Here is an 18,963-nt window from a genome sequence, read left to right on the forward strand (position 1 = left end):
TGAGTTTTTTATAAATTTGTAACAAATCACCCAAATGTACAAAGTTTTTTTTAATGAAAGTTTGTTAACTTTCTGTAACCAATCAAGAAAAGAGGCAAAAAATGTTTTGTTTCAAAATGAATCACAATTTGATGAGGCATTTCATTTATTATCATCAAAATCATCTACAGATGTCAATATATATAGCGATAAAATAGATGAAGTTTGGTCAAAATTTTTAAAGTATTATAAATTAATTCAAGCAGCAGGAGGAATTGTACGTAATACTAACGACGATTTTTTATTTATTTTCCGATTAGGTAAATGGGATTTACCAAAAGGAAAAATGGAAAAAGGAGAAACAAAAGAAGAATCTGCAATTAGAGAAATAGAAGAAGAATGTAGTATAACAGGGCTTAAATTAGAACGTTTTTTGATGCCAACCTATCATATTTATTTTCTTGAAGAATATATTATTAAAGAAACTTTTTGGTTTGAGGTAGCTTATAACGGTACAGAAAGACCAATACCACAAACCGAGGAAGGTATTGAAGCTGTAGAATGGAAAAGTAAAGATGAAATTCCTCATTTATTGAAAAATTCTTATCCAAATATTAAATTACTTACAGAATATTATTTAGATTTGTTATAAATAATTAATCATGAGAAAAACTATATTCGCTTCTTTAATACTATTAACTTTTACATTATCAGTCAATGCACAAACAAATAAAGTAGAAAAAGCAAAGACAGAAAAAATTTCAAAATCACAGTCTAAAATTATAAATAATGGAACTGCAAAAATTGAAAATTTAAATGATTATGACGTTTTTGGAGAATCTTTTGATATTAAAAATACACTTACAAAGAACGAATTAGGAAATCTATATGATAACATGAAAAACGGAGATGTTGTCAATAATATACAATTTGTATCTACAATAGAATCTGTTTGTAAAAAGAAAGGATGTTGGATGAGAGTTGATCTTGGTAAAGGAGAAGAACAATCTTTTGTACGTTTCAAAGATTATGCGTTTTTTATGCCTTTAGATGGAGAAAAATCTAATGTTGTAGTTCATGGTAAAGCATTTGTAAGTGAATTATCTGTAGCTAAATTACGTCATTATGCAGAAGATGAAGGTAAATCTAAAGAGGAAATTGCAAAAATAACAAAACCTCAATTACTTTATAATTTCGAAGCAGATGGTGTTTATTTAAAACAAAATTAAGAATAAGAATAACAATTATTCTTTGGGTAATTCCTTCGGATCCCGCTATTCATTACAATCTTTTATAAACGGATATTTTCAAGATTTTCAATATCCGTTTATAAAAGTATTTTTATTACTATCGGTATTGTATTTTAAATATTCAATTTTGTAATTCTATTCGTTTTTTATAAAATGACAAATAACTTTAATTACTTGTAAATTAAATATTTATGTCTAATTTTTTTAAAATTAGTTAAGTCTTTTTGCCAAGTTTCTTTTATTTTATCTTCTGTCAAACCTTGCTCTATTTGTTTGCGTAATTCGTCTGTACCTACTAACTGATCAATCCATAATTTATTTCCATTTTTAGTCCAAAAAGGTTGTTTTGTATTGCTTTTGTAGGCCTTAATTAACCAACTTAAATTAATAGAATTTTGTAGTGGAACATTCGACAAATCTTCTCCGAAACAAACTTCATTCTTGAACTTAGGATTTGTTGCTCCATCTCGAGAAGTTGGTGTATAAGAAAAAGGCATATTTTTAAGAAATGGAGAACCATAAACCTGAAATTGAATTGTAGTTCCTCGACCTTCATTTACATTTGTACCTTCAAAAAGACATGTACTAGGATATAAATTGATAGCATGTGCATTCGGTAGGTTAGGAGATGGTTTTATAGGTAAATCGTAAGTTGTTTGATGTGTATAATTTAATAATGGTATAACTTCTAAATCTGTTTTTATACCATTTGCTAACCATTTTTCTCCATTAATCATCTTTGCATATTCACCAATTGTCATTCCATATACAATAGGTACATTATGCATTCCTACAAAAGATTTGTATTCATCTTTCATTACAGGACCATCTACATAATGTGCATTAGGATTTGGTCTGTCCATTACAATAATCTTTTTATTATTTTCTGCTGCTGCTTCCATGACATAATGTAAAGTAGAAATGTAAGTGTAAAATCTAACACCAACATCTTGCATGTCAAAAATTAATATATCGATATCTTTTAGTTGATCTGCTTTTGGTTTTTTATTATCTCCATAAAGAGAAATGATCGGTAAACCAGTTTTTGTATCTGTTCCAGATTTCACTTTTGCTCCAGCATCAGCATCACCACGAAAACCATGTTCAGGAGAATAAAGTTTAACAACATCTATTTCATTATTCAATAAAAAATCAAGAATATGTGTAGTCTTATTATTAATTGTTACAATTCCTGTTTGGTTGGATACTAATCCAACTTTTTTTCCTTTAAGTTCAGGTAAATATGCTTTATAATTTTCTGCACCAACAACAATATTTGTATTATGAACTGTAGTGTTATTATTTTTATTTTGTGCAGATAAATTTATTGGAAGGCTAAAAAAAATAGCAGAGCTAAGTAAAGCAATTGATGTATATTTGAACAAGTTTTTCATTTCATTTTAGTATTTGAAAAATTATGGCATTAAATCATTCATTTTAAACTTATAAAAATTAAAAATAAATTGAACTTTTCTTGGTGGTTTTCAAAAAAAATTGCGCTTGGTAAAAATAGTAAAAATAACTTATCAAGTATTATAATTAGAATCTCTCAAATTTCTGTAGCATTGGGATTAATTGTTTCATTGGTTACAATTTCTACGGGGGTTGGAGCAAGAAAAGCAATAAAGGAGAAGTTAGCTGATTTTAATGGACATATAATCATAAAAAATTACAATAGTAATACATCTCTTAATTCAGATTCATTATCAATTCATCAAAAGTTTTATCCGAAATTTCCTCAGGTTCCAGAAATTGTTCATGTACAAGCGATAGCTAATAAAAGTGGTGTTATACGAACAAAAGAAAATTTTAGTGGAGTTATTTTTAAAGGAGTAGGTACAGATTATGATTCAATTCGTTTCCAAAAATTTATGATAAAAGGGAGTTTTCCCAAGGTAAATAAAGATTCTATTGTTGATGAAGTTTTGCTTTCTAAAAAAATTGCTGATGAAATGAAACTTGATGTTGATAGTTCATTTGTGATGTATTTTATCCAACAAGAAGATATGAAACCAATTTATAGACGTTTTAAAATTTCTGGTTTATTTAAAACGGATATCAAAAATTTTGATGACCAAATTATGTTGGGCGATATAAAACATGTTCAGCACCTTAATAGATGGGATAGCTCAACTGTTGGTAATTTTGAATTATTTGTAAATGATGTAGAAAAAATAGATCCTATTACAGATAAAGTACAACGTAATATACCATATAATCTTTTTGCAGAATCAGCTACAGCTACATTTGCTCAAATTAATGATTGGATTTCTATCTTCGATAAAAACATAGTAATTATTGTTTTTATTATGTTATTTGTTGTTGTAATTAATATGGTCATGGTTTTATTAATATTAATTTTAGAAAGAACACATTCTATTGGAATATTAAAAGCGTTTGGAGCAACAAATTGGCGAATTAGAAAATTATTCATTAATTATGCTTTATTTATAATGTTACCAGGATTAATTGCTGGTAATGTGATAGGTTTGGGAATATTATTCATACAAAAATATTTCGGAATAGTTAAACTTCCTGCCGAAAACTACTATTTATCTATAGCACCAGTATACTTTGATATAAATTCTATAATTTTATTGAACGTTTGGGCTTTATTAGTTTCCGCAATTGTATTACTTTTGCCCTCGTATATGATTTCTAAAATTACACCTGCGAAAGCAATTAATTTTAGATAATAATTCATTATTTTAATAAAAAAACAGAAAAAAATGAAATACGCTAATAATATTTTAGAAACAATAGGAAATACACCATTGGTTAAAATCAATAAAATTACAAAGGATTTACCTTGTAATGTACTTGCAAAAGTTGAGTATTTTAATCCAGGACATTCTTGCAAGGATAGAATGGCTCTTAAGATGGTAGAAGATGCTGAAAAAGATGGTAGACTAGTTCCCGGAGGTACAATTATAGAAGGTACTTCAGGTAATACAGGAATGGGATTGGCATTGGCGGCTATTGTAAAAGGATACAAATTAATTTGTGTGATTACAGATAAACAGTCAAAAGAAAAAATGGATATCTTACGCGCTGTGGGAGCAAAAGTAGTTGTTTGTCCTACAGATGTAGAACCAGATGATGCACGTTCTTATTATTCTGTTTCTAAAAGATTAGCTGAAGAAACACCAAATGGATGGTATGTAAATCAATATGATAATCCATCGAATGCACAAGCAAATTATGAGCAAACTGGACCAGAAATTTGGGAACAAACAGAAGGAAAAATAACTCATTTTGTAGTTGGTGTTGGTACAGGAGGAACAATATCAGGTGTTGCAAAATACTTAAAAGAAAAAAATCCAAATATAAAAATTTGGGGAGTTGATACGTACGGATCAGTTTTCAAAAAATATAAAGAAACTGGTATTTTCGATGAAAATGAAGTCTATTCTTATGTAACAGAAGGAATAGGTGAAGATATCTTACCTAAAAATGTAAATTTTGATTTGATTGATGGTTTTACAAAAGTAACTGATAAAGATGCTGCAGTTTATACTCGTAGATTAGCTTTAGAGGAAGGTTTATTTGTAGGAATGTCTTCTGGTTCAGCAATTAAAGGATTATTACAAATGAAAGATGAATTTGGTCCTGATGATATTGTTGTAGTTCTATTTCATGACTCAGGTTCTCGTTACATAGGAAAAATATTCAATGATGATTGGATGAGAGACCGTGGTTACTTAGACGAAGAAGTAAAAACTGCATTAGACTTAATTGAAGAACATGTAGAAAAACCTTTGTTAACTGTTCGTACAGAAGAATTAGCTTCTCATGCAATTGATCGTATGCGTCGTTATAAAATTTCACAAATTCCAGTAATGGATATCAATGGTTTTGTTGGATCTTTAGATGAATCAGATTTATTCCAAGCTTTTTTAGAAGATAGAAATGTTGCAGATAAACCTATTCGTGAAATCATGGGGAAACCTTTTCCTATTGTAAAATCAGGTACATCGATTGATAAAGTTTCTAAGTTAATTACAAAAGATAATCAAGCTGTTTTAATTGAATTAGAAAATGGAAAACATCATATTATAACAAAATATGATATTATTAACTCAATTAAATAACAAAAATCTTATCTTTGAACCAATATGGGAATGGTATTAAGAGGACAGAATTTAATAAAAGACTACGGTAAAAAACACGTAGTTAAAGATGTATCTTTTCAAGTAGAACAAGGAGAGATTATTGGTTTACTTGGTCCAAACGGGGCTGGTAAAACGACTTCCTTCTATATGATTGTTGGTTTAGTAAAAGCAACACAAGGGAAAGTTTTTTTAGATAAACAAGATATTACAAGTGATGCAATGTATAGACGTGCTCAAAAAGGTATCGGTTATTTAGCACAAGAAGCTTCTGTATTTAGAAAACTTTCTGTAGAAGATAATGTAAAATCTGTTTTGCAATTCACAAAATATTCAAAGAAAGAACAACAAATGCGAACAGATGCTTTAATTGAAGAATTTTCTTTAGAGCATGTTCGTAAAAATAGAGGAGATTTGTTATCAGGTGGTGAACGTAGACGATGTGAAATAGCTCGTTGTTTAGCAACAGAACCTAATTTTATTTTATTAGATGAACCTTTTGCTGGAGTTGATCCTATTGCAGTAGAAGATATACAAAAAATTGTACGTTCATTAAAAGATAAGAATATTGGAATTTTGATTACTGACCACAACGTATCACAAACTTTAGCAATTACCGATAAAACATATATTATGTTTGAAGGTAAAATATTAAAAGAAGGTTCACCAGAAGAATTAGCAAATGACGAAGATGTTCGTCGTGTTTATCTTGGTGAAAACTTTATGTATCAGCAGATATAAAATTATTTTAATTTAAATAATAAAGGTCAATTACATTTTTTGTAATTGACCTTTTTTTATAAACTAACAAAAAGTAAATTTCCTTTTGTATTTGTAGTCTCCTTGAAGTGTAAATAGACATCTTGTATATCAAAACGTCTAAAACTTATAGTTTGAACACCATCATCGTTTGGTAATTGATATGTCATTTCAAAATTTAGCATACTACCATATCCTGAACTTTCTATTTTTTTGACTACAACACCCAAAGCCTCTAACCGTTCTATTAAACGATTTATTTCCAAATCATTATGCTTCATCTTTACCTAACCTAAATCTATAACCGATGGGCAAAACTATAACATTATTCTTTAAAAATAAAGTCAATGTAAAAAAAATAATACATTTTACGTCTATATTTTGGTATTTCTAATAGATTAAATAAAGAAGAATTTAAGTTGTAAAATAAATATGTTTTACAGATATTTACTTGTATTAGCGTAAAGAAATTTAATAGATAAAATGAAGCATATATTTTTTTGTATAATTACGGTTTTATTCATTTTTCAAGTCAATGCTCAAAATAAAGAAAAATGTGAAAGTCTTGCTGCAAAATTACTTTCAGAAAATTCTTATGTAGAACAAATTACAAAAGATTGGGATAAAAAAATAAAAGAAAATGGAGGAACCGGTTATGGAATTCAATTTTATGGAACAGAAAAAAATATTTATCAATTAGTTTTAGTACAGCATTATCCAGATAGGGATTATAATTCTAATTGGTTTACTATTGATGTTAAAAATAAAAGTGCCTATGAAGAAAATATGGCAGATCCACTTTATAATAAACCTTTAATAATAAATGATAAAGATTGGAATAAATTAAAAAAATGTAATCAATAAAAAAGCTGAAAATCATTATTGATTTTCAGCTCAAAAAATTGTTTTTATCCTTTTTTAGATGACGATTTTGTTTCTACAACTTCATCTTCGTAATAATATTTTTTACGAGGACGTTTTACTCCATAAGAACCGTTAACAATTTTTCCTCTTCTCGATTTTTTATCTCCTTTTCCCATTAGTAATGTTTTAAATTAATAAATTCGATTATTCAATTACAATTTAGTAATTTCTAATTAAGAAGACAAAAGATTGACATTTTTTTAAGAAATAACTTAGCTTTGCAAAAAGATTTAAATAGCCAAAATGAGTAGAAATACAGAAGCAAATAAGAAAAGAGTAAAAGCTAAAAAAGCTCAACAAAGAAAAAAGGTTAAAGATGCAGAAGCTGGACGTAAAGCTCGTTTAAAAGAGATTATTCAACAAATGAATCAGAAAGAAAACTCTACTGAAAAAGATAATTAATACATGAAAATTCTACACACAGCAGATTGGCACTTAGGTAAAAGATTAGATAATTTTTCTAGATTAGAGGAACAAATTCTTGTTATGCAAGAGATTGTTGAAATAGCAAACCACGAACAAGTAGATTTAATTGTTGTTGCAGGTGATTTGTTCGATAATTTCAACCCAAGTGTAGAAGCTGTAGAATTATTTTATAAAACATTAAAACGTCTTTCTGCTGATGGAAAAAGACCTGTGATTGCGATTGCAGGAAATCACGATTCTCCAAATCTTATCGATGCACCAGATCCATTGGCTCGCGAATGTGGAATATTACTTATTGGTTATCCCAATGCAATTGTACAACCAATACAATTACCAAATTGGGAGATTATAAACTCTAATGAAGGTTTTCTAGAAATACAATTCAAAGCATATTCTTATCCTATAAGAATTTTACATACTCCGTATGCCAACGAAATTCGACTAAAACAATATCTTGGTGAAAATAAAGAAGATGCTTTAAATAAAGTTTTAGCAGAGAATTGGAAAATTATTTCTGACCAGTTTTGTGATACAAGAGGAGTTAATCTTTTAACGACTCATTTGTATATGAATCAGCGTGGAAAAGAACTTATAGAGGAACCAGAGGGAGAGAAGCCAATCAAAATTGGTAATGCAGACATGATTTATTCAGATGCTATTCCTTCTCAAATACAATATACAGCATTAGGACATATCCACGGTCACAAGAATATAGGGACAGAAGAAAAACCAGTTATCTATAGTTCGTCGCCATTATGCTACAGTTTCAGCGAAGCAGGGCAAACAAAATATGTAACTATTGTAGATTTAGAACCAAATAAAGAAGCTAGTTACAAAAAAATAGCTTTAGAAAATGGTAAACCTTTGATCCGAAAAACCTTTGATAATATAGATAATGCAGTTGCTTGGCTTAGCGAAAATAAAAACGCTTTGGTTGAATTAACGCTAGAAAGTGAAAGTTTTTTAACTGCCGACGAGCGCAAATTAATTTATCAAACTCATCAAGGAATCATTTATCTTATTCCAAAAGTAAAAAATACAGGGATTGTAGCCTCAAATTCGACAGAAATTAATTTAGATCAAAATATTCACGATTTATTCCACGATTATTTCAAATCCAAAAATGCAAATCAAGAACCCAACGATGATTTAAAAAACTTATTCAACGAAATTCTAAACGAATAATATTTTTTTATTTGGGCAAAACCTTCGGTACACGCTTTTTGTTACAATCTTTTATAAAAACAAACAATAATAGTTGTTTCAAGAATGTTGTTTGTTTTTATAAAAGGATTTACACGTCAATCGTTTTTGCGAATTAAATTATTGAATAATATTTCTATTATTATTTTCCATTTTGTCAATCTTAAACAAAATTAATTCACGCATAATTTTAGCTCTATTTTTAGCTTCATTTGCAATATCTCCTTTAAAAAGATTATCTACAATACCAAACCACAATTCAATCCAATGATCAAAGTGATGAGGTAATAGTTTTTCTTTCTGATGAAGAACAAGATGTGTTCTCATCGGCCAGCCTTCGAAAGTAGATTTACCTAACAATACAGTTTCCCAAAACTGAATCATATGTGGTAAATGTTCATCCCAATTTACTTTTGCTACATCCGAAAAAAAATGCCCAATAACATCATCATGTTGTACTTTATCATAAAAAGTATTTACCAATAATGCAACGTCCTCAGAAGTTTCGATGTCTTTTTTCATAGTTACAAATTTACAAAGAACTTAATTCAAACAAGGAATGTTTTTAATCACAAAAAAATGCAGTAATTTTACGGCTGAATAAAAAGAATTAAATTGGATAGTAATAGACAACAAAAAGTAAGTAAATTATTTCAAGAAGAATTAGCAGAAGCTTTCAGAAAATGGGCAATTTCAGAATTTCCAGGTAACATCATTAGTGTTACAGAAGTTAAGGTAACGCCAGATTTAGGAGTTTCTAAAATATATGTAAGTATTTTTCCTAATAACAGAAAAGAGGAAATATTTAAAGAAATCAAAAAAAATATTCCATTTTTTAGAGGGATTTTATCAAATGGAGCTTCTAAAAAAATGCGTATTACACCAGAATTAATTTTCATTTTAGATAATTCTTTAGATGAAATGGACAAAATTGATAAAGCATTAAAAGGAGAAGGTAACAATCCAATCTTATAATGAAGAATATTTCACTTTACATTGCTAAACGCTATATTTTTTCGAAAACGAACACAAATGCAGTAAATATTATTGCATTTATCGCGGTATGTGCAATTTTGGTTGCAACAGCAGCTTTATTCATTATTTTATCTGTTTTTTCAGGTTTAGAAAAAATGAATTTAAAGTATTACAGCAATGTAAACCCTGAATTGAAAATTTCTCCAGCAAAAGGTAAAACATTAGACAGCTTAACTTATGTTGTAGACGTTTTACAAAAGCAAAAAGATATCAAAGCTTTTTCTAAAGTTATAGAAGAAAAAGTATACATCGATTATAAAGGAAAACAAGATATTGCTTATCTGAAAGGGATTGATGAAAATTTTACTAAAGTTACTCGTTTGGATACAGTAATTTATGGAGGAGAATTTTTGGATTTTAAACGTAATGATAATTTTATTGTTTCCAGTGGAATAGCAGATCGTTTACAATTGTATATAGATGTTATAACTCCTGCTGATTTGCTAATGCCAAAAGCAGGAACGGGACTTCTGAAACAAGAAAGTGATGCTTTTACTAAAAAAGAAGCTTATAGTGTGGGTGTTTTTATGTTGAATGACCAATATGATAAATACATATTTACTACATTAGGTTTAGCCCAAGAGTTATTACAATTTGATACGAATGAGTGTTATGCAATCGAAATAAAAACCGACGGTAAAAAATCATTTAATGCAATAAAAAATGAACTACAAAATTCTCTTGGTTCTAATTATAAAATAGAAACAAGACAAGATTTAGATTCAGCTTTTCTGAAAGTAATGAATATAGAAAACTTAATAAGTTACTTAATTTTTACTTTAGTTATCATTATAGCATGTTTTAATTTAGCTGGAACAATTGTTATTTTAATCTTAGATAAAAAGAAAGAAATACAAACAATGACAAGTTTTGGAATGTCAAGAAAAAGTATTCGAAATATATTTTTCAATACAGGTTTCATAATTACATTTATTGCTATGTTTATGGGATTATTAATTGCATCAATTATAGGTTTATTACAAATTAATTTTGGTTTGATAATGGCATCTGTAACAGTACCATTTCCATTTATATTTTCTGTACAGAATTTTGCTGCAGTAATTGTTACTGTTTTAGGATTAGGAAGTTTTGTTTCTTGGATAGTTTCTAGACAGGTTAAATAAAGTTTTTGATAAAATAGAGTAGTGGAAATTAAAGTTTTGCGTTAGGGATTGTAGAGGAAATCCTTTTCTAATTGGGTGCATTTATATTTCAATTCAATGAGCAATTAGAAAAGATTGAAACGGAAAGCCTGCTCGAACGCCCAAATAATTAATAAAATACTTAAAAATACAAAAAGTGGAGCTCTAAATTGAGCTCCACTTTTTGTATTTTATAAACTAAGATGATTAATTTAATTCTTTTGCGTCTTTTACTTTTTGATCAGTAATAGCAATATCAAGAACTTCTTTCATTTCTTTTACAAAATGGAAAGTGATTCCTTTTATATAATCAGCTTTTATTTCTTCAATGTCTTTTCTGTTATCTTCACAAAGAATAATTTCTTTAATATTTGCACGTTTTGCAGCTAATATTTTTTCTTTTATTCCACCAACAGGCAATACTTTCCCACGTAATGTGATTTCTCCTGTCATTGCTAATTTAGCTTTTACTTTACGTTGTGTAAATGTAGAAACTAAAGAAGTCAGCATTGTAATTCCGGCAGAAGGACCATCTTTTGGTGTTGCACCTTCAGGAACGTGAATATGAACCTTGTAATTATCAAATACTTCTTGATTTATACCTAATTCATCTGCATGAGATTTTATGTATTCTAATGCTATAGTTGCAGATTCTTTCATAACAGTACCTAAATTTCCTGTGATTGAAAGTCCTCCATTTTTTGATTTAGATAATATAGATTCTATGAATAAAATATCACCACCAACGCTTGTCCAAGCTAATCCAACAACTACACCAGGAACTTCGTTATTCTCATATTGGTCTGAAGTAATTGAAGGTCCTAAAATTTTAGAAATATCAGTAATAGAATATTTTGCATTAAATTCTTCTTCAAGAGCTATATGTTTAGCTGCTGAACGAACTAATTTAGCTATTTTTTGATTAAGATTTCTAACACCAGCTTCTCTTGTGTAGCCAGTAATTAAAAATTCAATTTCTTTTTTACCTAAAACAATATCTTTTTCTTTTAATCCATGTTCAGATAATTGTTTAGGAAGTAAATGACGTTTTACGATTTCTGCTTTTTCTTCAATTGTATATCCAGCAATATTAATCATTTCCATACGATCTCTCAATGGACTTGGAATATCACTTACATTGTTAGCTGTCGCAATAAAAAATACTTTGGATAAATCATATCCTATTTCTAAGAAATTATCATAGAAAGTAGAATTTTGTTCAGGATCAAGTACTTCTAACATTGCTGATGAAGGATCTCCGTGTGCGCTAGCAGTCATTTTATCTATTTCATCTAATACAAAAACAGGATTAGAAGATTCTGATTTTTTTATAGATTGTAAAAGTCGACCTGGCATTGCACCTATGTAGGTTTTTCTATGTCCTCTAATTTCAGATTCGTCATGTAATCCACCCAAAGACATACGAACGTATTTACGACCAATTGCTTCTGAAATAGATTTTCCTAATGATGTTTTACCAACACCAGGAGGGCCGTATAAACAAAGAATTGGTGAACGCATATTTCCTTTTAATTTTAGAACAGCTAAATGTTCAAGAATACGTTCTTTTACATCTTCTAAACCATAATGATCATGATCTAAAACCTTTTTAGCATGTTTGATATCAAAATTATCTTTTGTTGTATCGTTCCAAGGTAAATCTAGCATTAATTCTAAGTAATTACGTTGAATGTTATGCTCTGGCATCTGAGGATTAAGACGAGAAAGACGATTGATTTCTTTTTCGAAATGATTTGCTACTTCTTCGCTCCAATTTTTCTTCAGTGCTTTTTTTCGCATTTCATTTATTTCTTCCTCAGTAGAATTTCCTCCTAGTTCTTCTTGAATAGATTTTATTTGCTGATTTAGAAAGTATTCTTTTTGTTGTTGATCTAATTCTTTACGAACTTTGTTCTGAATTGTATTTTTTAATTCAAGTTTCTTTAACTCAAGATTCATAAAACGCATTACTTCTATTGCTCGAAGTTTTATATCAGAAACTTCAAGAAGTAATTGTTTTTCATGAATATCCAAGGTTAAATTAGAAGCAACAAAATTGATTAAAAATGTGTTACTTTCTATACTTTTTATTGCTCCAGCAGCTTCAGATGGTAGCATAGGATTTTCTTCCACGATTTGAAAAGCTAAATCGCGTATAGAATCTATAATAATAGGATATTCTTTGTTGCGAGATGTAGGAACTTTTTCTGTTAAAATTTCAACTTCTGCTTTGTAAAAAGGATCTTCTGTAATAAATTCTTTTATTTTAAAGCGTTTCATTCCTTGTAAAATCACTGTAATGTTTCCATCAGGTAATTTTATCATTCGCATAATTTTGGCTACTGTACCAACTTTATATAATTCTTCAGGTTTTGGATCTTCATTAGAGATATCTTTTTGAGATAATACTCCAATCACACGATCCTCTTTATATGCTTGTGTTAAAAGTTTTATAGATTTATCTCTTCCCGCTGTAATTGGAGCAACTACGCCAGGAAATAAGACAGTATTTCTTAATGATAAAATAGGTAAAACAGAAGATATTTCTTGTTTATTTAACTTGTTTTCCTCGTCTTTACTCATCAAAGGAATTAATTCGATTTCTTCTTCCATTACTTGTGCTAATGACAAATTGTCTATATTCATAATTTTACTAAACGTTCAAAGTGTCAGTAATAAAAATAGTACTGACTATTTATTATAGAAATAAAGTGCGTAGGCACTTTATTTTATTTATCTTTTTCATTTCTAATAAAGACAGATTTAATAAGTCAAACCGTATGCCAATAAAAATAAATGGCAGAATTACTACTATTTTATACTTATTTTAAATTTACTATTATTGATAAAAAATACAACATTTTATATTGTTTTATACGAGTTGTTATTCCAAAGTATCCAACAAACATAACTTTTAAAAGTTATGTTTGTTGGATAATCAGTTCTCTATGAAGCATTTTTTTATAGAGTTGAACGATTTTTATTACTTATAATGAATTTGCAATAACGATTGACGTGGAAATCCTTTTTAGATTGGATGAATTTATTTATTCATTTAATGAACCAATCTAAAAAGATTGTAACAAAAAGCGTGGTACGAAGTGATTGCCAAAAAAAATGTTCTAATAAAAATTAATCTATTAGAACATTCATTATATATTTTTTAAAATAATTATTTTAAAATATCATTGGCAAGTTGATTTGTTCCATCAATTTTACCTTGAATTTGTAATCCAAGTAATTTTGCTAGCATTGGATAAACTTCTGTATTAGAGAAAGCTTTTATTTCTTTTCCTGATTTAAAACTTGGTCCCCAAGCATAAAATGTTGCTTTCATTTCTGGTGTTTCTTCAGTAAAAAATCCGTGAGAACCTTTTGGAGGTTTATTGTTAGAGAAATAATTTGGAGCATGAGCAATTAATATGATGTCACCTATGCGGTTATGATAATCATCTTTTTTACTGAATTTGTATTTTGCAGGAACATCAGTTGCTTTAAAAACATCATATTTATCTGTTTTTGTAGCTTTTATTTCTTTATAGATTGTATTGATATCTTTTCCATTTTCTACAAAAAGACTGACATAAGATCCATTAGAAACAACTTTTACTTTATTGTCATCTATTTTAATAGGAAGCTTTAAAGGATTTTTATCATCAATTCTTATCATTCCATGATCAGATACGAATACAAAGTTTACATTAAGACCAGTTTTAGCAACAGCATCATTTAATTTTTTTACAGATTCATCAACAAAATGTACAGCTTCTTCTGTTTCTTTTGCATCAGGTCCAAATGAATGTCCAGCATGATCTACTTCAGGAAAATAAAAAGTGATTAAATGTGGGCGTTTTTCAGCTGGTAGTTCTAACCAATCAACAACTTGTTGAATACGAAAATCTATTGGAGATTTTTCTGAATATGCATAAGAATAAGTAGGGTAGATGTTATTGATTGGAGCTTCTGATCCTGGCCAATAGTAACATGCTGATAACATTTTGTTTTCTTCTGCCAAATTCCAGATAGGAATACCACCATACCAACTAGGATTAGATACAGCTTTTTTATTTCCAAGAGAATATCTTTCACCAGTTTCTCTATTATACATACTATTTCCTACTAAACCATGATGTGGTGGAGTAAGCCCGGTAACTAATGTGTAATGATTAGGAAATGTAATAGAAGGAAATGAAGGTATCATTGCTTCTGATGTAATTCCTGAAGCTGATAGAGCTAATAAATTTTTAGCAGCATATTTTTTAGCATAATCATTTCTGAATCCATCAGCTGAAATAAGAATAACATATGGTTTATCTTGTTGTTTAACATCATTTGTGCGATTTTCTACAACAATTTGTTTTTCTGTTTCTTGTGCACTTGTAGTAACTGAAGTTGATAGAGCAACAACAGAAAGTATACTTAGAATTATTTTTTTCATGTTTTCCAAAGTTATAAAGTTTTACTATAATTTGAGATTAAATAATTGTCAAGAAAATAATTTAGGTTAGTATAATAAAACCGATTATTTTTATAATCGGTTTTCTAATTAGTTATATTTTTGGTTCTTGCTGACTTAGGCAATGAAATGATCCTAATCCCCAAATAATATCTGTAGAATCTATTCCAACAACTTTTCTGTCAGGAAAGCATTTTTGTATAATATCTAATGCAATAGCATCTTTTGCACAACGATATGTAGGTACAATTACAGCATGATTTGCAATATAAAAATTAGCATACGAAGCTGGTAAACGTTCTCCTTCGCAATAAACAGCATCAGGCATTGGTAATTCTATAATATTTAATGAACGACCATCTAGTAAACGCATCTTTTTTAATTGTTGAAGGTTTACTTGTAATAATTCGTAATTATCATCATCTTCGTCTGTTTCTACAACAGTTATTACAGTATCTTCATTTACAAATCGGATAGTATCATCTACATGTCCATCTGTATCGTCACCAACAATACCGTCTTCTACCCAAAGAATTTGAGAAACACCATAATAGTTTTTCAAAAATTGCTCAATTTCTTCCTGAGAATATTGTGGATTTCTGTTTTCGTTTAATAAACAAGATTTAGAAGTAAGTAATGTATTTTTTCCATTAAAATCTACAGAACCACCTTCCATAATAATGTTTGGATAAAAAACAGGAAGATGAAAAGCTTCAGCGATTTTAGTTGGGATAACATCATCATTTTCAAACGGTGGATATTTACCTCCCCAAGCATTAAATCCCCAATCTACGATAACTTTAGGGTTCTCTTTGTTGTCTTTATTAATTAAGAATGCTGGTCCATGATCTCTACACCAAGCATCATTAGTTTCATGAAAAAAGAATTCAATTTGAGATAAATCAGCATCAGTTTTTTCTATATGAGATAAAGCAAATGCTTTCATTTCCTCATTTTTAACGTTGATACGTACTTTTTCTCCTTTTGATAATTCTGCTATGAATTGAGAATATGAAGGATAAATTAAATGTATTCTATCTGGCCAAGATTCTTCTTTATGTGGCCAAGATAACCATGTTGCTTCGTGTTTTTCCCACTCGGCAGGAAATCTATAACCTAAATCTTTCGGGAATTTAGATGTATCTATTGTTTTCAATTTAATTTTTATTTAAAAGTTTAGTTGTATTTTCTAAATGACCATTCAAATTCCAATTATCATGACCAGGAACAACTTGTATAATCTTAGAATGCTTTTCTCTTAATTTATTTATAGTAATTGGCCATGCTTCAACGTTTGCATCTGCAATATTACCTAAATTTTTAGCTTCAGCACTTTTAACTAAGCATCCACCATCAAGAATTTTATATTTAGGGAACCAAACGACAGTATTATCTATAGTATGTCCTTCTCCAAAATATTCTACAATGAATTTTTCTCCTCCAAAACGATATGTTTTTCCTAATACAATTTCATTGGTAGAAGTCGCTTGATTATTTTTTCTTAAAATTTCATTCGTTTGCTTAGTAGCATAGGTAGGTATTCCCATTTGATTATAATAATCAAATCCTCCTGAACGATCTTCATGAGAATGAGTTGCAAAAACGGCAATCACAGGTAAATGATGACGTTCTTGAATCGTATCTAGTATTGTTTGATATTGAGTTTTATCCCATGGTGTATCAAAAAGAATAACACCATCTTTTGTTATTAAATACATTCCATTGGCTGAAAAATTTTTTCCATTGAAAATGTTATATGTTGTATGAACATAAAGATGAGGATTTACTTCTTGAATAATTAAAGGTTTTTCTTGAGCCATTAAAACAGTTCCTGAAAATAAAGAAAAACCAATAGTAATTTTTTTTAGATATTGATTAATCTTCATCTATAAAACGCTTTGTAATTGGTTGGTAAGAATCAATTCTACGGTCACGTAAAAAAGGCCAATGTTTTCTGAAATAGTCAGATTCGTTAAGATCTAATTCTATAACTTCAGTTTCTTCATTTTCATGTGAAGCTAAATACAAAAGGCGACCTTGTGCATTTGTTGCAAAAGAACCTCCCCAAAATTTCATAGCACCATCTTGTTCGAAACCACAACGATTTACAGATACAACAGGAACACCATTTGCAACAGCATGAGAACGTTGTATAGTTTGCCAAGCATTGTATTGGTCTTTGTTTGTTTCTTCATCTTGTGTTGTGTCCCAACCAATGGCTGTAGGATAAAATAAAATATCAGCACCCATTAATGCTGTGATACGAGAAGCTTCAGGATACCATTGATCCCAACAAATTAAAACACCAATTTTTCCAAATTTAGTTTCAAAAACTTTATAACCTAAATCTCCTGGAGTGAAATAAAATTTTTCATAAAAAGCTGGATCATCAGGAATATGCATTTTACGGTATTTCCCTAAATAAGTTCCATCTGCATCTAAAATAGCAGTTGTATTATGGTATAAACCTTGAGTTCTTTTTTCAAACAATGATGCGATAATTACAACTCCTAATTCTTTTGCTACTTCAGATAAAATATCCGTAGATGGACCAGGAATAGCTTCTGCTAAATCAAAATTATCATAGTCTTCTACATCACAAAAATAAAGAGATGTAAATAATTCTTGTAAACATACGATCTGTGCACCTTTAGCAGCAGCAATTTTTACTTGCTCTATTGCTTTATTCAAATTTTCTTGTTTGTCTTTTGTACAAGTCATTTGTACTAAACCAACTTTTACTTTTGCCATTTAATATATAGTATCAATAAATATAAAGTACAAAAATAAGGAATAAAAACAAGATGATGGAATGTAAGAAACGGTTTTGTAATATTTTTAGAAATGAGTTTGTTATTTTCATTTATTATAAAAAGCACTAAAATGCTACATTATTTACATGTTAAATTTGTTTTTTAAGAAAATTTTAAACATTTTTATATAAATATTATATATTTTAACAACTTCTTATCAAATCGTATCTTTTACTTTTGTGATGTAGTAAATATTTATTAAATGAAAAAATTAATTGCACTTTCTTGTTTTTGTTGCGGAATATTTGTGTCAGCACAAAGCCAAGAAAGTTATCTTTTAGCTGAAAATGAAGCTAGTTCTTCGTCAGCAGTTGTAGCAAAAAGTGTTACATATAGCGATCATTTAATCGCAGCAAAATCTTTTGAAATGCCTCCAGTGGAAAATTTTGATGAAATAGAAGGTTTTGTTATTATGAAAAAATTAATCGCAGTACCTGAAGAAGGAAATGGTTATAAAATTGATAAATTAACACATAGTAAGGCTTTTTTAAATCCTAAAGCTAAATCTATTTTAGAAAAAATTTCAAAAAAGTTTTTAGAAGAAAATAATGCAACAATTACAGTAACTTCATTAACTCGATCAGAAGAAAGTCAATCTAGTTTACGTCGTGTTAATAGTAATGCAGCAAAAGGTGATAGTGCTCATAATTATGGGGCAGCTTTTGATTTATCTTATACTAAATTTAATGATAAGTATACGTACAGTAAAACAAATCGAGATAACTTAGAAGTTATACTGAAAAAAATGCAAGATAATGGTGAAATTTATTATATAAAAGAATATAGACAGCATTGTTTTCATGTAACAGTTCGTAATCCTAATCAATCAAGCTCTACAACAATGTAAGAATTAATAAATCTTTTTCT

Annotated in this window: 20 protein-coding genes; 11 read left to right on the forward strand and 9 right to left on the reverse strand. The window is 28.7% G+C overall.

Annotation, left to right across the window (positions count from 1 at the left end; all coding sequences use genetic code 11):
* The first annotated feature begins 34 nt into the window (after nucleotides 1-34).
* Entirely contained in the window at nucleotides 35-631 is a 597-nt protein-coding gene (locus RT575_RS00125; protein ID WP_313577866.1) for an NUDIX domain-containing protein, read from the forward strand.
* A 10-nt stretch (nucleotides 632-641) separates the two neighbouring features.
* Entirely contained in the window at nucleotides 642-1,208 is a 567-nt protein-coding gene (locus RT575_RS00130) for a DUF4920 domain-containing protein (protein ID WP_313577868.1), read from the forward strand.
* A gap of 191 nt (nucleotides 1,209-1,399) precedes the next feature.
* On the opposite strand, the gene RT575_RS00135 is transcribed toward RT575_RS00130, so the two are convergent.
* Nucleotides 1,400-2,623, reverse strand: coding sequence for a DUF1343 domain-containing protein (locus RT575_RS00135; protein WP_313577870.1), 1,224 nt, complete (start codon nucleotides 2,621-2,623; stop codon nucleotides 1,400-1,402).
* A gap of 69 nt (nucleotides 2,624-2,692) precedes the next feature.
* Here RT575_RS00135 and RT575_RS00140 point away from each other — a divergent pair, with 69 nt between their 5' ends.
* The 3 genes from RT575_RS00140 to lptB are packed head-to-tail and all read left to right on the forward strand — an operon-like array spanning nucleotide 2,693 to nucleotide 6,079.
* A complete protein-coding gene (locus RT575_RS00140; RefSeq protein WP_313577872.1) occupies nucleotides 2,693-3,925 on the forward strand; it encodes an FtsX-like permease family protein in 1,233 nt (410 codons plus the stop codon).
* A 33-nt stretch (nucleotides 3,926-3,958) separates the two neighbouring features.
* The gene (locus RT575_RS00145; RefSeq protein ID WP_313577874.1) at nucleotides 3,959-5,320 is read left to right on the forward strand and encodes a pyridoxal-phosphate dependent enzyme; all 1,362 of its coding nucleotides are present in this window, start codon (nucleotides 3,959-3,961) and stop codon (nucleotides 5,318-5,320) included.
* 30 nt (nucleotides 5,321-5,350) lie between these two features.
* Complete coding sequence (lptB, locus tag RT575_RS00150; RefSeq protein ID WP_313386814.1) at nucleotides 5,351-6,079, forward strand: LPS export ABC transporter ATP-binding protein; 729 nt, start codon at nucleotides 5,351-5,353, stop codon at nucleotides 6,077-6,079.
* Between the two features lie 56 nt (nucleotides 6,080-6,135).
* On the opposite strand, the gene RT575_RS00155 is transcribed toward lptB, so the two are convergent.
* Entirely contained in the window at nucleotides 6,136-6,378 is a 243-nt protein-coding gene (locus tag RT575_RS00155) for a hypothetical protein (protein ID WP_313386754.1), read from the reverse strand.
* Between the two features lie 202 nt (nucleotides 6,379-6,580).
* Between RT575_RS00155 and RT575_RS00160 the strand changes: the two genes are divergently transcribed.
* Complete coding sequence (locus RT575_RS00160; protein WP_313577876.1) at nucleotides 6,581-6,961, forward strand: hypothetical protein; 381 nt, start codon at nucleotides 6,581-6,583, stop codon at nucleotides 6,959-6,961.
* Between the two features lie 44 nt (nucleotides 6,962-7,005).
* Here the strand turns inward: RT575_RS00160 and RT575_RS00165 are convergent, their stop codons facing one another.
* On the reverse strand, nucleotides 7,006-7,137 hold the full coding sequence (locus RT575_RS00165) for a 30S ribosomal protein THX (protein ID WP_313376596.1): 132 nt from the start codon (nucleotides 7,135-7,137) through the stop codon (nucleotides 7,006-7,008).
* Nucleotides 7,138-7,264: 127 nt separating this feature from the next.
* Here RT575_RS00165 and RT575_RS00170 point away from each other — a divergent pair, with 127 nt between their 5' ends.
* Together RT575_RS00170 and RT575_RS00175 are read left to right on the forward strand one after the other, a co-directional pair.
* Nucleotides 7,265-7,423: a hypothetical protein gene (locus RT575_RS00170; RefSeq protein ID WP_313376597.1), complete on the forward strand. Its 159-nt coding sequence runs from the start codon at nucleotides 7,265-7,267 to the stop codon at nucleotides 7,421-7,423.
* Nucleotides 7,424-7,426: 3 nt separating this feature from the next.
* Nucleotides 7,427-8,632 carry an exonuclease subunit SbcD gene (locus RT575_RS00175; protein ID WP_313577878.1) on the forward strand — a complete coding sequence of 402 codons (1,206 nt, stop codon included), beginning with the start codon at nucleotides 7,427-7,429 and terminating at the stop codon, nucleotides 8,630-8,632.
* Between the two features lie 138 nt (nucleotides 8,633-8,770).
* Here RT575_RS00175 and RT575_RS00180 read toward each other — a convergent pair whose 3' ends face one another.
* A complete protein-coding gene (locus RT575_RS00180) occupies nucleotides 8,771-9,172 on the reverse strand; it encodes a group III truncated hemoglobin (RefSeq protein ID WP_313577880.1) in 402 nt (133 codons plus the stop codon).
* 93 nt (nucleotides 9,173-9,265) lie between these two features.
* Here RT575_RS00180 and rbfA point away from each other — a divergent pair, with 93 nt between their 5' ends.
* Both rbfA and RT575_RS00190 read left to right on the forward strand, forming a co-directional pair.
* On the forward strand, nucleotides 9,266-9,625 hold the full coding sequence (gene rbfA / locus RT575_RS00185) for a 30S ribosome-binding factor RbfA (protein ID WP_313386758.1): 360 nt from the start codon (nucleotides 9,266-9,268) through the stop codon (nucleotides 9,623-9,625).
* Nucleotides 9,625-10,809: an FtsX-like permease family protein gene (locus tag RT575_RS00190; RefSeq protein ID WP_313577882.1), complete on the forward strand. Its 1,185-nt coding sequence runs from the start codon at nucleotides 9,625-9,627 to the stop codon at nucleotides 10,807-10,809. The genes rbfA and RT575_RS00190 overlap by 1 nt, the downstream gene beginning before the upstream one ends.
* A gap of 225 nt (nucleotides 10,810-11,034) precedes the next feature.
* Here the strand turns inward: RT575_RS00190 and lon are convergent, their stop codons facing one another.
* From lon to RT575_RS00215, 5 genes are all read right to left on the reverse strand, one after another.
* The gene (gene lon / locus RT575_RS00195; RefSeq protein ID WP_313577884.1) at nucleotides 11,035-13,473 is read right to left on the reverse strand and encodes an endopeptidase La; all 2,439 of its coding nucleotides are present in this window, start codon (nucleotides 13,471-13,473) and stop codon (nucleotides 11,035-11,037) included.
* Nucleotides 13,474-13,999: 526 nt separating this feature from the next.
* Nucleotides 14,000-15,265, reverse strand: coding sequence for an ectonucleotide pyrophosphatase/phosphodiesterase (locus tag RT575_RS00200; protein WP_313577886.1), 1,266 nt, complete (start codon nucleotides 15,263-15,265; stop codon nucleotides 14,000-14,002).
* A 112-nt stretch (nucleotides 15,266-15,377) separates the two neighbouring features.
* Nucleotides 15,378-16,439 carry an agmatine deiminase family protein gene (locus RT575_RS00205; protein WP_313577888.1) on the reverse strand — a complete coding sequence of 354 codons (1,062 nt, stop codon included), beginning with the start codon at nucleotides 16,437-16,439 and terminating at the stop codon, nucleotides 15,378-15,380.
* Between the two features lies 1 nt (nucleotide 16,440).
* Complete coding sequence (gene bla / locus RT575_RS00210; RefSeq protein WP_313577890.1) at nucleotides 16,441-17,169, reverse strand: BlaB/IND/MUS family subclass B1 metallo-beta-lactamase; 729 nt, start codon at nucleotides 17,167-17,169, stop codon at nucleotides 16,441-16,443.
* A complete protein-coding gene (locus RT575_RS00215) occupies nucleotides 17,159-18,034 on the reverse strand; it encodes a carbon-nitrogen hydrolase (protein ID WP_313386764.1) in 876 nt (291 codons plus the stop codon). The genes bla and RT575_RS00215 overlap by 11 nt, the downstream gene beginning before the upstream one ends.
* A gap of 264 nt (nucleotides 18,035-18,298) precedes the next feature.
* Here RT575_RS00215 and RT575_RS00220 point away from each other — a divergent pair, with 264 nt between their 5' ends.
* The gene (locus RT575_RS00220; RefSeq protein ID WP_313577892.1) at nucleotides 18,299-18,943 is read left to right on the forward strand and encodes a DUF5715 family protein; all 645 of its coding nucleotides are present in this window, start codon (nucleotides 18,299-18,301) and stop codon (nucleotides 18,941-18,943) included.
* The last annotated feature ends 20 nt before the right edge of the window (nucleotides 18,944-18,963 follow it).

This window comes from Chishuiella sp., from assembly GCF_032109125.1.
Taxonomy (GTDB): Bacteria; Bacteroidota; Bacteroidia; order Flavobacteriales; family Weeksellaceae; genus Empedobacter.